General features: G+C 51.9%; 13 protein-coding genes and 1 pseudogene. 8 read left to right on the top strand and 6 right to left on the bottom strand.

The window, feature by feature from the left end:
* From EAO80_RS20890 to EAO80_RS16870, 3 genes and pseudogenes are all read left to right on the top strand, one after another.
* A pseudogene (locus EAO80_RS20890) lies at positions 1-124 on the top strand (VOC family protein); the annotation flags it as partial.
* 215 nt (positions 125-339) lie between these two features.
* Positions 340-552 (top strand): hypothetical protein, encoded by a 213-nt coding sequence (locus tag EAO80_RS16875; RefSeq protein WP_122090983.1) that lies wholly within the window; start codon positions 340-342, stop codon positions 550-552.
* Positions 553-758: 206 nt separating this feature from the next.
* Positions 759-1,817, top strand: a complete 1,059-nt coding sequence (locus EAO80_RS16870; protein ID WP_245998688.1) for an alpha/beta fold hydrolase — start codon at positions 759-761, stop codon at positions 1,815-1,817.
* 147 nt (positions 1,818-1,964) lie between these two features.
* Here EAO80_RS16870 and EAO80_RS16865 read toward each other — a convergent pair whose 3' ends face one another.
* Together EAO80_RS16865 and EAO80_RS16860 are read right to left on the bottom strand one after the other, a co-directional pair.
* A complete protein-coding gene (locus EAO80_RS16865; protein ID WP_122091010.1) occupies positions 1,965-2,357 on the bottom strand; it encodes a cupin domain-containing protein in 393 nt (130 codons plus the stop codon).
* A gap of 139 nt (positions 2,358-2,496) precedes the next feature.
* A complete protein-coding gene (locus tag EAO80_RS16860) occupies positions 2,497-3,735 on the bottom strand; it encodes a Zn-dependent hydrolase (protein WP_122090981.1) in 1,239 nt (412 codons plus the stop codon).
* Positions 3,736-4,246: 511 nt separating this feature from the next.
* Between EAO80_RS16860 and EAO80_RS16855 the strand changes: the two genes are divergently transcribed.
* The 3 genes from EAO80_RS16855 (at position 4,247) to EAO80_RS16845 (ending at position 7,207) form a co-directional block, all read left to right on the top strand.
* Complete coding sequence (locus EAO80_RS16855; RefSeq protein WP_122091009.1) at positions 4,247-5,419, top strand: M20 family metallopeptidase; 1,173 nt, start codon at positions 4,247-4,249, stop codon at positions 5,417-5,419.
* Positions 5,420-5,516: 97 nt separating this feature from the next.
* Positions 5,517-5,768, top strand: a complete 252-nt coding sequence (locus tag EAO80_RS20100) for a hypothetical protein (protein ID WP_211330738.1) — start codon at positions 5,517-5,519, stop codon at positions 5,766-5,768.
* Complete coding sequence (locus EAO80_RS16845) at positions 5,768-7,207, top strand: sodium:solute symporter family protein (protein ID WP_122090979.1); 1,440 nt, start codon at positions 5,768-5,770, stop codon at positions 7,205-7,207. The genes EAO80_RS20100 and EAO80_RS16845 overlap by 1 nt, the downstream gene beginning before the upstream one ends.
* Before the next feature lie 438 nt (positions 7,208-7,645).
* Here the strand turns inward: EAO80_RS16845 and EAO80_RS16840 are convergent, their stop codons facing one another.
* Both EAO80_RS16840 and EAO80_RS16835 read right to left on the bottom strand, forming a co-directional pair.
* A complete protein-coding gene (locus EAO80_RS16840; protein WP_162994055.1) occupies positions 7,646-8,170 on the bottom strand; it encodes a hypothetical protein in 525 nt (174 codons plus the stop codon).
* Between the two features lie 18 nt (positions 8,171-8,188).
* Positions 8,189-9,757, bottom strand: a complete 1,569-nt coding sequence (locus EAO80_RS16835) for a sodium/proline symporter (protein ID WP_122090977.1) — start codon at positions 9,755-9,757, stop codon at positions 8,189-8,191.
* Positions 9,758-10,462: 705 nt separating this feature from the next.
* On the opposite strand from EAO80_RS16835, the gene EAO80_RS16830 reads away from it, so the two are divergent.
* Positions 10,463-10,981 (top strand): Lrp/AsnC family transcriptional regulator, encoded by a 519-nt coding sequence (locus EAO80_RS16830; RefSeq protein WP_122090976.1) that lies wholly within the window; start codon positions 10,463-10,465, stop codon positions 10,979-10,981.
* A 125-nt stretch (positions 10,982-11,106) separates the two neighbouring features.
* Here the strand turns inward: EAO80_RS16830 and EAO80_RS16825 are convergent, their stop codons facing one another.
* The gene (locus EAO80_RS16825; RefSeq protein WP_122090975.1) at positions 11,107-12,444 is read right to left on the bottom strand and encodes an aminotransferase family protein; all 1,338 of its coding nucleotides are present in this window, start codon (positions 12,442-12,444) and stop codon (positions 11,107-11,109) included.
* A gap of 243 nt (positions 12,445-12,687) precedes the next feature.
* Here EAO80_RS16825 and EAO80_RS16820 point away from each other — a divergent pair, with 243 nt between their 5' ends.
* Positions 12,688-14,553, top strand: coding sequence for an aldehyde ferredoxin oxidoreductase family protein (locus EAO80_RS16820; protein ID WP_122090974.1), 1,866 nt, complete (start codon positions 12,688-12,690; stop codon positions 14,551-14,553).
* A 466-nt stretch (positions 14,554-15,019) separates the two neighbouring features.
* On the opposite strand, the gene EAO80_RS16815 is transcribed toward EAO80_RS16820, so the two are convergent.
* Positions 15,020-16,495: a CoA-acylating methylmalonate-semialdehyde dehydrogenase gene (locus EAO80_RS16815; RefSeq protein WP_122090973.1), complete on the bottom strand. Its 1,476-nt coding sequence runs from the start codon at positions 16,493-16,495 to the stop codon at positions 15,020-15,022.
* Positions 16,496-16,535 lie beyond the last annotated feature (40 nt).

The raw sequence follows: 16,535 nt of genomic DNA, 5'->3' as shown, positions 1-16,535 counted from the left end.
CGGACGCATCGTAAAACCGGCTCAGGAGGCCTTCTGGGGCGGCTATTCCGGCTACTTTGCCGATCCTGACGACCACCTCTGGGAAGTAGCGTATCCCCACCTCACCGACGACGAACTACTGTAGCCTAGAGGAGTCCGTTTAGTTCGCATCTCTCCATACCAGGTGCCTCATCTATTCTGACTGGAAACTGCAGACGGCACTAACTGCTACATACAGAGGGGACATTCAGCACAGCGTCCAAATCTCAACTACTGATGTTGCACACGGCTTCCACTACAAAGGAGATCACTACTTGAGGATACGGAATGATTGATCTGTCTCAAGGGACTGGCTCTCATATGATCGAAGTCACATACGAGGACGCCAATGACGAGATAACGACGGTTCACGCTGATGAAGCGAATATAACGCCCCAAGAGCGCTATCTCCAGATACGAATTACAGACGGCGAACGACAACTCGATATTCCGACACGGAGAGTGATCTCCGTCGAACGTGATCTCGATGAACTGGATACAGACGAACGGACAGCGAGTGCACAGTATCTCTAAGTCGCTTTAACAAGCCACTCTCGTACGAAAGCAGCGAACTGGCTACGACATCTATCTGACTCCCAATGGTAAGAAAGGAGGCTATAGCAGTAGAGTAGTCTATAGAAGATAATTATAATACTCTGGGTTCCGTCGGCTAACAGGGACAAATGACAGACCAGAGTCACACACCGGCTAATGCTCCATCGCCTGGTGCAAGCCATACAATGAGTGGGATCGAAAACGAGTACTATTCACAAGAGGTCCATGGTCCATACGAGACGTACTCACTGAGTGAGTTCGAACTCACCGAAGGCGAGACACTGCCCGACTGCCAGATCGCATATACAACGTTCGGCGAACTCAATGACGCGAAAGACAACGCCGTTCTCTTCCCGCATATGTATTCAGGGACCAGCAAGGACATGGAGATGTACATTGGGAAGGACATGGCGCTTGATCCACAATCGTATTTCATCATCCTCCCCAATCAGATCGGTGGGGGACTCTCGACGTCACCGCACAATACCCCGCCACCATACGGACAAGCGGATTTCCCGAACGTGCGTATTAGTGACGACGTCCGTGCACAATACCAACTGGTTACCGAGAAATTCGGGATTGAGGAACTCGAACTCGTCCTTGGGTGGTCGATGGGGGCCCAGCAGACCTACGAGTGGGCTGTCCGATACCCGGAGATGGTCAAGCGAGCGGCACCGATCGGCGGCACTGCAAGAAATCCACCTCAGAGTAGTCTCCTTGTCGATGCACTCATCTCGGCTCTCAAATTAGACCCGAACTGGAATGACGGATATTACGACGATCACCGATCGATGCGTCAAGGACTCAAGCAGCATGCCCGAACGTGGGTCTTGATGGGAACGAGCGCGGATCTCTGGCGCGAAGAAGAGTGGCGTGGGGCCGGATTCTCGTCATTAGACGACTTCATGCATCGACTCTGGGACGAGTGGTTCCTCCCGATGGATCCGAACAACCTGATTCGAATGGCTTGGAAGTGGAAACACGCCGATGTGAGCCGAATGACCGACGGTGATCTCGAGAGTGCACTCCAACGAATCGAAGCCCGCGTGTACGTTCTCCCATTTGAAGAAGACATGGTGTTCACACTTGAGGACAATCGGATCGAAGAGGAGATGATTCCCGATAGCGAGCTGCGACCGATCCCGACGCCATGGGGGCATTTCGGGATGTTTGGGTTCCGTCCAGAAGATAAAGAATTCATTGACACCGCGATCGGTGAGCTCCTCGATGAATCAGTAGCCTAAATGAGTTCAAAGAGCAGCATCAATTCGATTTTTCACCGCCTTACCAGAAGGCACCACCAATAGCTGACCGCCCACCGGTGAGCATCCTTCTACCGACGGCGAGGTAAACCAATGCCAGCAAGGTGCTGCCCACCCAACTGGAGGAGATCACGCATCAGTCGATGGATCGTGCCCCTGAGCGTCATCGACAGAGGGTGCGCCGATGGCGAGCACCCGAACTGATCCGTCTGCGGATTCGGGATTGAATGCACGCTGTGGACTGCCGGGATCGACAAACAACGCTTGGTCAGCTTCGACGACGTACTCTTCGTCCGGCGTCTCGACGTGCAGCGTCCCATCAAGCACATAGAACGCTTCGACCTGTTCACTATGGGAATGGTATTTTAGTCCCGATTGCTCGCCGGGAGCGAGTGCATAGACGCGAAGGCCAAGCTTCGAATCTTGGTAGTCGTATCCGGCTGCAACGCTCAATGAGCGGACATCAGTCGGTCGATCATCCCATTGATTGAGATTGCCAGCGTCGACAAGGTGATATCCCATACTACTCATCAACCAGAAGCAGCTACTAAACTACTGGCTTGAGATATTGATCGACGGCCGTTCCGTGCGATTGCCATGTTCCGCCACCCGTATAGCTACCAGTCCCTTACTGACCGCGCTTTGACACCCCACGGCGCTCTCAGGGCTTCGGTTCCGCAATATCAAGTGCGGCATTGGCGATCGTGTTCGCGGATGCATAACAATCGTCCCAGCTCGTGTACTCGTTTTCGTTGTGACTCTTCCCATCTTCGCTGACGGCGAAGACCATACCTGTGTCACAGACTTCCGTCATATGAGTTGCATCGTGTCCGGCACCACTGAAAATGCGCATCCCATCGTAGCCGAGATCATCGGCAGCCGCCTCGACAGCGTCGATACACCGGTCGGCGAAATCGACACTGGATGCACGCATCCGTTCTTCCCACTCCCAGTCAACCCCTTCGCGCTCAGCTGCGGCTTCCGCCTCGTCCAACACACGGGCGAACGCTTCCTCAATAATCTCGTCGTCCGGATCCCGGAAGCCCCAACTGAACGTGACTTCGCCAGGAATCGTATTGATGGAATTCGGCTTCGCATCAATATAGCCGGTTGTTCCGACCGTTTGATTGCCCAACGTCGACGGAATACGCCGGATCTGGGTGATGACGTCAGCTGCCGCAACCAGCGCGTCAGATCGGAAATGCATCGGTGTCGGACCGGAATGATCGGCCTCTCCGTAGTAGGTGACCGCTCCCCACGTAAAGCCGACGATACCCGTGACGATACCGACGTCTTTCCCTTCAAGCGCGAGGTAAGGGCCCTGTTCGATGTGGAGTTCTAAGTACGTCTCGTAGTCCGTGCGAGGTTTAGCTGACTGCTCGCCTTTGTAGCCGATCCGTTCGAGTTCCGCTTCAAGGTTGAGGCCGTCCTCATCAGTCTTTACGTACTCCTCCTCAATGTCATGAGCTCCGGTCCAGACGCCGCTTCCCTGCATCGCCGGTTGGTACCGCGATCCTTCCTCGTTGGTCCAGTTTACGATCTCGATCGGGTGCTCCGTCTCGATGCCTTCGTCGTTAAGTGTACGAACCAACTCGAGGGCACTGATTACCCCTAATGGCCCATCGTAAATACCACCGTACGGCTGTGAATCGAGGTGTGAGCCAACCAGTACGGGGTCGGTATTGGACATTGTCCCTTCTCGGCGTCCGAACATGTTGCCAAATTCGTCGACGACTATTTCGAGTCCCGCCGCTTCCATCTGCTCATAGAACCAATCTCTTACTTTCTTGTCCTCGTCGGACAGTGCAAGCCGGTGCAATCCGCCATTTTCGGTGCCTCCGATCTTGGCCTGCTCTTTCATCGTCTCGACGAACCGATCCCGATCAAGCTGGATACGCATACGGAGGAATTCAGAAGGTCGTGTGTTAAGCGTTTCCTCGGTAGCTAATCTGTATCAACGAACGACCGTTTCAGCGTAGAATAGTTGGACGATAGCATCGGCGTCTCCTAGCGGTGAAAGAGAGAGATTTAGGTTCGGCAGTTCAGGGTAGTCGAAGAGCCCCTTTGAAATCGGGAAACACACCAGTGTACGGTGATTCGTTGTCATCTCATTAGCCATTGGAAAGATCGAGTATCCTTCTTCTATATTTTATTGAAGAATCTGTCATATCGGGACCCCTGTACTTCGTCGGTTTCCAGATACATATCAAGCGATGTAATGATAGAGACTCAACTAAGCATAGTTCGTCCGAGTCTCGATTTTGATAAAGTGGCGTTACATCTCAGACTGGTGAATAATTTTATCAATTACATCCGCTTACCTGAACAACACCAGATCTATTTTGTTTCTCCCTGAATACTATTATCGACGATCACAATAGTTTTCATTGTGCGATTGAGTACGCATGGGTATGTCCAGCATGGAACGCACTGAAGAGCTGGCGGAACTCATCGGTAGTCTAGTTCAGAAAGAGACAGAGAATCCGCCGGGTAACGAACGAGAATGCGCAGAATATATCGCCGAATGGTTCAACGACCGTGATATTGACGCCGAGCTCGTACATGAACCGTACGAGGACCGCCCACAAGTTGGGGCCCACGTTGGAGAGGGTGACCCGACGCTCGTTTTGAACGGTCACATCGATGTCGTTCCAGCGGGAGATACCGACCAGTGGACCCACGATCCGTATGGTGCTGATGTGGAGGATGGGGCTCTATACGGCCGTGGTAGCGTGGATATGAAAACGGGAGTCGCTATAGCAATGTTAGTGACCGCCGATCTCGCAGAAGAGATCAGATCCGGAGAACTTGAAGGATCGGTTGTCTTCCATGCTGCTATCGGCGAAGAGACCGCCGAGCCGGGGACGAAGACCCTGCTAGAACGAGGGTACGACGGCGACTATGGTGTCGTGCTTGAACCGACGCAGATGCAAACCGCAACAAGTGAGAAAGGTCTCGCCTGGTACGAAATTACCGTTTCGGGCGACCCCTCTCACGCGAGTCGCCCGGACCAAGGTGAAAACGCTATCCAGCGTGCGCGACCAGTTCTCGATGCACTCGCTGCATACGATGAGAATGTGCGGACACGTGAGGATGATCTGGTCGGGCGAGCGTACTCCACAGTAACCAAGTTCGATGCGGGAACCAAAGAAAACGTCGTCCCCGAACGAGCGACCATTACGATCGATCGACGGTTTCTCCCAGACGAAAGCATAGAGGCCATCGACACTGAAATAGATGACCTGCTCACCGAGGTCGCCGCCGACTCCAATATCGACGTCTCTTGGGAGCGTACTCGGACGTACGAATCGGCTGCTATCGACATCAACAGTCCGCTAGCGGAGGTCTTTCGTCATCACTCGGCTGAGGTCGCGGACGTATCGACTAACCCATGGGGCATCGAGGCGTCGACAGACGTCCGGAACTTCGTGAACAATGCCGATATCGAGGCCATCACGTGGGGTCCAGGTGATATTTCACAAGCCCATACCTACGACGAGCGCGTCGATTTGTCGGCCGCTACCAATGGTCTTACTATACTTCGCGACGCGACCTATGAAATTCTTAACGGAGACTTAGACTGAGTCCCTGATCAAAGACAGGTTTGGGGGTAGGTAACACAGTGTAATTAAGATCTACAACAAACTAACATGGATATTTTACTACTATATTAACATTCTATTGAACACTATTTTGCTAATAGCGGTATATTTACAAGGTAGTACGATAGTGCCGCCAGTAGAGACCATGACTGTGTTTGGCATGCCCACATCAATGTTCTTGGTGTTCGTGGCAACGATTCTCGTTGGAAGCATGGGAGCAATCCACTACGTGGTAGTTCATGTGATACTTGGAAAACCAGTGAACGAAAATATAATTGATCGAGGTACAGGGGGGACCAGCTCGATAGAAGAGAACGGAGGAGGCGATTAATGACCAACGTCAATCCGTTTTACCTCGGCACGTTCGTTATCTACCTCCTCATCGTGCTTGGCATCGGAGTTTGGGGATACACCAAAACCTCCGATGTCATGGACTTTTGGGCATTTGGTCAAGATATGGGTCCTTGGTTGGCAACTTGGTCGTTTGTTGCCAACTTCGTGAGCGCAGTCAGCGTCATTGGCTTCATTGGTGCCGTTTACGGTGAGGGGTACTCCCTGATGACCCACACCATCTTTGGACTAATGCTTGGGATCGGCGCGCTCTACTTCGTTGTCGGCCGGATCCGAAACCTCAATCTGCTTACCTTCCCTGATATTATTGCCAACGTGACCGGCTTCGAGGTAGCCCGCCCCATTGCAGGTACAATTCTGCTCGGTAACGCGTGGCTCTATTTAATTATGCAGCTTGTTGGCGCGAGTCTACTTGTAACCACAATCACTGGTGTCCCCTACGAGTATATGGTATGGGTCATCGGCATCGTATTTATTGTGTATACCGTGTTGGGTGGGCTCGTCAGTGTTGCATGGACCGATCTCTTGCAGGGGGTGCTAATGGTCGGTGCAGTACTACTTGCGCTTGTATATATGATATTTGATATTGGTAGTTTCACCGCGGTTAACCAGCAACTCGCATCGTTTGATCCCACGTACGTTGATCCGACAGCCGGAGGCACATACACCATCATTGGCATTGTCGCAACGATCGTCGCCTTCTTTGGGACGATCTTCACTGAGCAAAATTACATCGTGCGCATTGCAGCGACTAGAGATGTTAGAACAGCAAAGCTTCACCTCGCTGCATCCGGTGTTATTCTGGCAATATTCTACTCAGCGCTCGTGATACTTGGTGGAGCGACAACCGTTGCGCTCAATCAGAGCGGACTTACCGTCCAGACGCAGGACGCTGCATTCCCAATGCTCATTACGGACTACGTCCCTTCGAGTGTGGGCGTCATCATTATCCTCGCAGTTATGAGCGCAATTCTCTCTACCACAGATACGCGTCTCCACTCAACTGGTATCACTACGGCACGTGATATCTACAGCTACTTCCGGCCCAGCTCTAGTGACGATGCTCAGCTTCGGATCTCTCGGATCGCAACCATCTTCTTCGGCATTACCGCGACCGCAGCGTCGGTTAACCCGCCAGGAACCATCATTGAACTCTATAACTTCCGAGCGGTCCTTCTGACCTGTGCGTTCCTCATTCCGGTCTATGTGGGGCTCTATTGGACTGGTCTAAGTGGCCTGGCTCTCATTGCGTCAATCATCGTCGGCGCAATACTCGGTGTCGGAACCGAGTTCACAGGGGGTCTGTTCGGCGTGCCATCGACCTTCATCGGACTTGGTGGAGCCGTGATCGTCCTCCTCATTGGGCACGTCCTCCTCTCGGACAGTGAACCGATGAGCGGCGCGCCATCCGACGACTGACCCCTCCATAGAGGGAGTTGGGTCACAAATAGGCCGCCGTTGCTGCTGTGCCGACGCTGCTACGTCTCACCACGAGAACGTTTTCGTGACGAAAGTTCACTCTGGGGACGGCGGAAAAAGTCACCAACACCGATGTCGAAGATAGCCCCCTTATCGGGCCTAAGACACTCCCAGGGGCGGCTACTCGTTGCCACCGGTGAGTTTAAGCACTGTCCGAGAAATCCAATGTCGTCGCCGCCAGAATAGCGACTCCAAGTTGCCGTCATCTTATCTAGATCGACAACGATCTCCATTAGCTTCCAGACTGGCTGGCAATCTCGAACTTGGCCTGTTACTTAGACACCCGATACGACTATTTTCCATATTTCTGATTTTATTAAGTTTGTTTATGTATCATACCAATACCGTAGAAAGATGCCTATGAGTGTGTTTATTTCATCACTTATCGTGTGGATAAACACGGTGTAAATTACCAGATATTGAATCCACGGTATACATGAGGGATCCATCTTCCACGTAAGCACGAACTAGATGAAAGGGCCGGTATAGCCTTTCTATGTCTTTGACATCCAGATCTGGAAGCTCAAGAATTCGATGGTGCTGTTGGATGATCTGGACAATGTATTCCTTGGCTTTACTTACAGACTCAACAGCTTCGTCGTCCGATTGTAGTACCTGTGTCTGCTCTGGCTGAATGTTTTGAATCTCTGGCGCGTCATCGATGAGTATTTCGCGACCATTAATGAGGTCTATTCCGACCTCCATTACTTCTTTATGTTGACTGAGAAACCCATCAAGTTCTACATCGATAGTGACGATTTGATATGGGTAATACACCGTTTCTACAAACGTGGACCGATGAATTTCATCATCAGTATTGCTGAGTTTTTCGGCAGCCTCAGATCCGGTCACTACCGGCACATATGCCGTTATCTCATCTGGAGAGCTGATTTCGGAATTCATCTATTGAGGAGTCTTGGATCAATTTGAGTTTAGCTCCAGATTCTTGGAGACGTGCTCCGAGATAGCGTTAGCTTCTGGGGCCAGCTCATTTGTCGTTGCTTGTTGCACACCGGATGGCGCACCAATTGATTCCCGCGCTGATCGAATTGGTGCGATCGTTTCTTCTTTCGGTGGAGAAGTCATGAGGCTAATTGCAACAAACGCTACAGTTGAGATGATAAGACCAGCGAAAAACGGATGTATCGCTGTTACTTCTTGAAGATTCATTGCGGTCCAAATGATGTTCGTACTGGCTCCACCGATCATTCCTCCAAGAGCCCCCGGCCAATTGCCTCGATCCCAGTAAATCCCGAGGACGTTGGGGATGAGGAATGCCGTCCCTAGTCCACCGAAAGCGAAGATAACGAGTTCGGCAATCCCTGGCGGTTGGACAACAGCTACAATTACACCTGCAACGCCGATTCCAAGCACCATCAAACGAGACCAAAGCAGCATCTCCTGATCTCCAATATCACGGCTGGAGAATCGCTGAACGACGTCCCTAGACAGTATTGAGCCGGCCATAATGAGCATTGAATCAGCCGTACTCATCACTGCCGCCATCAGTGCTGCTAGCACTATCCCAGCAATGACACCTGGAAGAAGCATCATAGAGAGTTCCGGAATCGCCATTTCTGGATTAGCCAAGTTAGGGAGAAGAACGATTGCAGCCATGCCAAGAATATAGGGCTGGTATACGAAGAACGTATTATAAAAGACGTTATACACTGTTGCTAATTTGGCTGTTTCAGCATTGTCCATGCTTAGATGCCGAACCACAGCATGGGGAAGACCCATATATCCAACAGCGTAGATGAGGACTGCACCTGCAATTACACCCCATTCACCAAGATACTCCTCATTTCTTCCCCATATCGAGAGATACGTGGAATCTTGGGCAGCGATTTGGTTGAACATTGACGTTACTCCCCCGACTTCGAGAATTGCTGCTACTAGAATAATGTTCATTCCAATAGCCATGACAATAGCTTGGAACGCGTCCGTCCAAGCAACAGCGAGATAACCACCGACGAACGTGTAGAGGACGATGATCCCTGCGCCGATAAGAACACCATACACATATGGAAGACCGCTGACGGCCTCAATGGCCTGCCCAGCCGCGATAAACTGAGAGAAAACGTAGGCCGAGAGGAAGACAATCGCGATGAGACTACCGACTATCCGTACGCTCGGGTGGGGGTAACGATGTTCAAGCCACTCTATCGGAGTGAGTGATCCCAAAACCTCAGTTACTTGTCGAAGACCACGCCCAAGAACGCCGAGATTTACGAGACCACCACCAAAGTCACCAACAGCGTACCAGAGTGCGTACAGCCCTTGATTGAATGCCATGGCTGGTCCACCCATAAACATGAACCCACTCATTGACGTGGATTGAAGAGTCAATGCAGTAACTGCACCGCCAATTGATCGACCACCGAGTAAGTAGTCCCCTAAGTCATCCATATATCGGCTCGCGACAATACCGAATCCAAGAAGGCCGAGAAGATAGATTACGAATGGGCCAGCGATTCCCCATTGAACCATTGTTATCTCTCTACCTCCTTTGTGTCAGCTCGACGCTGAGCTTTCTGTGTATCGTGGCGACGCATCATGTACAGACTAAAGAGAGCAACCAACCACCAGACTGGAATCCAAATGAAAATAGCGAGAAAGTCGACAGTTGGAATACCCAATATTGACATAATATATCACCTATTTTTCATTAAAGCGACCCTGCCAGAATATTGTTCCACTATTTTGCGCTCGTATGCTATTTTTTCCCATGACATGCGATACCCTGTTGAATATCGGCCAATATAATAGTTGTGTATATGATGGAAAAAGGTGGTATAATCAACACTAAAACCACTAGTTACCTTGTATTATACATCAATCAGTCATACCACTATGAGTGTTCAGCATCATAAACAATGCTATCACCACTCTCACACATTCATACCCCGAGTATCCACGATAAAAGAGATCTTCTCATTGGGGTTGAGATCTCCGGTTAATACGGTTGACTATATGTTTTTAAGATAGAGTCAGAATACTATTGAAAACGCAAGTATAGTGACAGAGAATGCTACGATATTCGAATAGTGTCACGATACAATTCGACCATAGCGTTCTATAGAAATACTCTGATGGGCATTATTACTATAATTCCACATTATACAATAGATACATACTATTACCAGTGATTACGTAACCGGTAGACATTCAACATTGTCTCCCTATATGACTGCTATGCAGGACGATGATCAGAAGACAGTCAAATTGGACGAAACTGATCTAGCGATCCTCGAGCATGTCGAACGAGATAGCGATATCAATCTCGAAGAGCTCTCCGACACGCTTGATCTCTCCAAATCCGCAATTCATTATCGCCTGAAGAAGCTCAAAGACTCCGGCGTCATTACATCAACCTCTGCTGATGTCGATCCGCTCGCCCTCGGATTGAACCTCCTGATCATCACGGAAATCTCCGTTGTTCACGAATCCGGCTATGCTGAGGATATCGGCGAGGCGCTCAGTGACATCGACGGGGTCTGCCAGGTATTCTACACAATGGGTGATACTGACTTCATTGTTCACTCACGCGTCCAGAACCGATCGCAGATGAACGACCTGATTGATAACATTGTTGGCATCGACGGCGTCAACGAAACATCCTCAACGTTCGTGATGCGTGAGATCAAAACCGGGGATCGGACGGTGGCCAACATGTCTAAGCAGATGCGAAACATCGCGTTAGAGGACGACTGAATCGGAAGAAACCCGTGCAAGTAGAGAAACACTGCTCGACACTCCCAGCCATCGACAACCACCTCCGACGGAACAATACAGTTGTTGACCCGTGCGTGTCAGTATCCGTGAATACCGTCTCCGACTTAGTTGTCCATCGCTTCGTCTGAAACCTCGAGCGCCTCGTCGAGTACGGCAACGGCTTCGTCTATTTCGTCTTTCGTGATCGGCAGTGGCGGGGCGATAATGAGCGTGTTAATCATGTTCGCGACATACACCCCGTTATCGGCGGCTGTGCTACTCACCTCATCCACGACGGTGCTCCCTTTCGAGATCTTATCCTTCCGCTGGCCGAACGGAGCGCGACCATTGGCGTCCTTGGTGAGCTCAATCCCTCGGAACAATCCGACACCCCGTGTCTCGCCCACGCTCGGATGGTCGTCGCCGAGTTCCGCAAGCTGTGTCCCAAGATACTCACCGACTTCACTGGCGTGCTCGATGAGGTTCTCCTCCTCGTAGGTCTCGACCGCTGCCAAGCCTGCCGCACACGCGACGGGATGGCCTGCATACGTGTGGCCATGACAGAACATATTGTCCTCGAAATGCTCCGCGATCTCCTCGGTCACAATGGTCGCGCCGAGTGGGACGTACGCCCCGCTCAGTCCCTTTGCCATCGTCATGATGTCCGGCGTGACGCCGAAGACGTCCGACCCGAACCACTCGCCGGTTCGTCCGAACCCGGCCATGACCTCGTCACAGATCAGTAGTGCATCATGCTCGTGAGTGATCTCCTTGAGTCGAGGGAGGTACTCTTCCGGAGGAACGAGGATTCCGTTCGATCCGACGATTGGCTCGACGAGCACTGCAGCGACTGTATCGCCTTCGAGCATTAGCATCTCGTCGATATACTCGAGGCTCTCCATTGGGTCAAGAGTAGAGCCGTAGGCGTACGGGTCCGGGGCTTTGATTACACCGGGAATACCGGGTTCAGCCATCAGACGTCGCGGATCTCCAGTGACGCTGATGGAGCCGTATGTCGCGCCGTGGTACGACCGATAGCGCGAAATAATTTTTTGCTTACCAGTGTACATCCGAGCGATTTTGATCGCAGCTTCAACAGCCTCCGTACCGCTCGTCGAGAAGAACGTCTTCGAGAGGTTCCCTGGTGTGACCTCCGCGAGTTTCTGACCGAGTCGAGCGCGTGGCTCCGTCGTATATCCTGGAGCAAAGTACGCACCCTCGTTGACTTGCTCCGTAACGGCGTCAGCTACCTTGTCCGCTGAGTGACCAAGATTCGAGCACATCAACTGTCCCGAAAAGTCCAAGAATTCGTTCCCGTCTGCGTCAGTGAACCGGACTCCGTCCCCACTGACGACCTGCGTTGGGGATACTTCGGATTGGTACGACCATGTCCCGAAGACGTGCTGTTTGTCGATCTGTTCGATGTCGAGTGAAGCGTCGTGTTCCGACTTCTTGCTAGCCATTACCAATCGCATGAACGGACTGTTGGTTCATTAATCTTCACATTAATGTCGTAGCTACGGAATAGAACGCGAAAGTTGATATAGATATTGAATCTGTTTCATTGGAAAGAGTTTACAGTAGAATAGAGGACATACTATCCCGAACTTTTATTCTACCGCTTGTGGTAGCCAGTATCATATGCACATAACAGTAAGAAGCAGATCACAGGGAACTATCTCACACTCCATTCCGGTGACCGCAGTATGAGTCAGGATTTACCAACCTGCTACGGCGGCGAAATTCTCCACGTCAACCTCGATACCGGTGAGGCGGAGCGTGAACAAATCGATCCGGTCGATGCTGAACGCTTCTTGGGCGGGAACGGACTCGCTGCAAAACTCGTTCACGACCATGTTCCAACCGATGCAGATCCGTTCGATGCCAACAATGTCCTCGTCTTTGCCGTCGGTCCGATGACTGCCACGCCATTCCAGTCGACCAGCCGTGGTGTCGCAGGGTTCATCAGCCCTATGACCAACGGCTTTTTCGACAGCACGTTCGGCGGAACCTTCCCGCAAGCGCAGAAAACGACCGGTTTCGACCTCATCGCACTACACGGGAAAGCTGACGACCTCTCGTACGTCCACGTTGACGAGAACGGCGCCGAGTGCAAGGATGCAACCGACCTGCAAGGTAAGGACACCTACGAGACATGCGAAGCAGTCCGTGAACGCGAAGGCGAAGGTTACTCAACACATGTCATTGCCGCCGGGCCGGCGGGAGAGAACCAAGCGCGCTATGCCTGTCTCGTTCACCAAGGTCATGACCGTGAGGGGGTTGCTGGTCGCGGTGGTGGCGGGGCAGTACTTGGTTCAAAGAACGTCAAGGCCGTCGCGATCCGGGAGGGATCGTTCAAACCTGAAGTCGCTGCCGAGTCCGAATTCCGTGACCTTACGACTGGACAGATGGGACGGATCATGGAAGAAACCGAGATGCTCCAGACCTACGGAACATCGGGGCTCGTCAACCCGATCAACGAGATGGGGAAACTCGGCCGGCGAAACAATCAAACCGAACAAACGACGGACGAAAACGCGGAAGCGGTGAGCGGCGAGACGCTCAAAGCAGAGTATATCACTGAGGACACTACCTGTGCGAACTGTGCGGTTCGCTGTGGGAAACATGTCAGTGTCGAGAGCGAGGGGCAGACCGAGGCAAAGATCCCTGAGTTCGAGAGTCTGTTCGGGACGACGACGATGCAAGATGTCTATGACATCCAGCGCGTCATCAAGGCAAACGACCTCTGTGACCGACTAGGAATGGACACAATCAGTTGGGGTGTCACAGTCGCGTTCGCCCGCGAATGTTATGAAAAAGGATTGCTCACCGATGAGGACTCGCCGCATCTCGAGTTCGGCGACGCCGAGGGCCTCGTCGAACTCGCAAAGCAGACTGCCCACCGCAATGGGTTCGGCGACGTACTGGCGGAGGGGTCGTTCCGGGTTGCAGAGCAGCTCGATGACGAGGCTCAGAAGTATCTGCATGGACGAATGGGCCTCGAGTTTGCCGCTCACTCACCACGTGGGCTAAAGGGCATGAGCATTGGCTACGCGACCTCTACTCGTGGTGGCTCGCATCATGATACTCGTCCGACGCGCCAGTACCAGGGAATTCACGATGAGACGACCGACGGAACTGCGGAATTCGCCGCCCGTTCACAACATTATACTGCACTCGGAGACTCGCTGACGCAGTGTCGATTCGTAAGCGAGGCGGGCTGGGGTGATCAGCTCAACGAGAAGTACCGAGATGCGATCAATCTCGCGCTTGGATGGGAGCTCTCGCTAGAGGAAGTCGAAGAAATCGGCGAGCGGATTTACAACCTCGAACGGCTGATCAACGTCGAACGCGGTGTCGCGAATCGCGAGTCGGATACCCTGCCATATCGAGTGATGCACGAGCCGATTCCCAATGGCCCGAGCGCAGGGATGCACTGTCCGCCGGAGGAACTCGACTCGATGCTTGAGGAGTACTATGAGTTCCGCGGGTGGAACGAGGACGGGGCACCGACCGCCTCAACGCTCTCACGATTAGATATGACATCGGAGATTGTTGAGAACCGTAGCTAACTGCGACTGTTTTCAATATAGTTTACCAGTCAACGGAGGACCGATCTAGTGGCATAACATATAGACCGGCAGAGTACCTGCTACCAGTTGAGATCACAACTAATCCTTCGGCTGATTTCAATTTTTAAAAACATGTGTCGACAGTAGACCTGCGCCACCGACGAGATGAACAAAACGATATTCTGACCCAGGCAAGAATTCATATCAGAAGACGGGGTCACCCAGAAGCATATCCGCTGAACCTTTGACAAATGGCTGGTCGAAGACTGACAACTAATCGCCAGCGTACTTAACGCAGCAACATACGAGAATTGACGGTGTTACGAGTATGACACATCGATACCTATCTCTACAACGTTGCTCACTACTGAGATCCTAACGGTAGTGAGTAGGTTGTATACAAGATAAATTCTATTATTTTGAGTACTTCCAATAGAAAAGTAGAGTGGGCTAAACTAATCTATGGTTACGCATCAGGCCATCGCTCGATATACACTGCTTCGTCAGTATAGAAGTGAATCATGTCTTCACCCTGTGCATGGAGATCGCCAAAGAACGAATCTTTCCATCCGCCAAAGTGGAAGAACGCCATGGGGGCTGCGGTCCCTGTATTGACGCCTAAGTTCCCAGCTTCGACGTCATGGCGGAACTGCTTTGCCTCGGCGCCACGTTCTGTGAACAGTGAAGCAGCGTTTCCGAACTGAGACTGATTGACGGTCTCGATTGCCTCTTCGAAATCGTTTACACGAATCAGACTCAGGACTGGGCCAAAAATTTCCTCTTTTCCGATAGTCATTTCGGGATCAACATCGCCGAAGAGCGTCGGTGCGAGGAAATACCCGTCGTCTGGGACATCAACGTCACGTCCGTCATATAAGAGGGTCGCTCCCTCTTCAACACCTGTCTCGATATAGTCCAAGACCCGTTCTCGGTGTTCCTCGCTGATGAGCGGGCCCATATCGGCATCATCATCGAGACCTCCCGCGACGGTGTAGTCCTCAAGTGCTTCAGCGAGTCGGTCAGCGAACTCGTCGTAGATATCATCGTGAACGACGGCAGAAGGGTTCGCGAGACATCGCTGGCCGGAGTTCGCATACGCCGAGCTGATCGTTTGATCGACGGCAAACTCGATATCACTTGATTCAGAGACGATGATGTGGTTCTTCGCTCCACCCTGAGCCTGGACCCGCTTTCCGTTGGCCGCAGCCGTTTCGTAGACATGTTTGGCAACGGGGGTCGATCCGACGAACGATGCTCCCTCGATGTCTTCGTGTTCGAGAAGCGTGTTGACGGTGTCTTTCCCCCCGTTTACCAGCTGGACGACCCCATTGGGGAATCCAGCCTCCTCAATGAGTTCGAAAATGTACTGAGCCGTCAACGGGGTACTTTCGCTTGGTTTGAGGATGAACGAATTCCCGGTGGCAACGGCGTACGGGAGGAACCATAGTGGGATCATCGCGGGGAAGTTGAACGGAGTAATTGCCGTGAACACGCCCAATGGTTTCCTGACTGCAGTTTCGTCGATATCGGGTGCAGCGTTCGGGAGGTGCCCAGCCTGCATCATCGACGGGATCCCACAGGCGACCTCAACGTTCTCGATTCCTCGTCGGATCTCCCCCATCGCTTCTTTTTTCGTTTTCCCGTGTTCCTTGACCAAGACTTCCGCCAGATCCTCTTGGTGCTCTTCGAGGAGAGTCTTTAACCGAAAGAGGGGCTGAATACGCTCTTCGACCGGCTGCTGTCTCCAGTCTTCGAACGCTTCTGTTGCTATATCGACTGCTTGGTTAACGTCCCCTTCCGAACTGAATGTTGTCTCAGCGATCGTCTCGCCTACTGCTGAGTCAACAATTTCCTCCGTTTGTGAGCCTCTGGCTTCTTGCCATTCTCCCCCGATATAATTATTGACATTATCAATTTCAGTATCGACGTCGGTTTGTGACATAGTGTTCTATTGATTCTGCAGTTACTAAGAACTTGTAGCT

The sequence above is a fragment of the Halalkalicoccus subterraneus genome (assembly GCF_003697815.1).
Classification (GTDB): Archaea; Halobacteriota; Halobacteria; order Halobacteriales; family Halalkalicoccaceae; genus Halalkalicoccus; species Halalkalicoccus subterraneus.
Note: the sequence above shows the minus strand (reverse complement) of the source record. Positions and strands in the feature narration are given on the sequence as shown.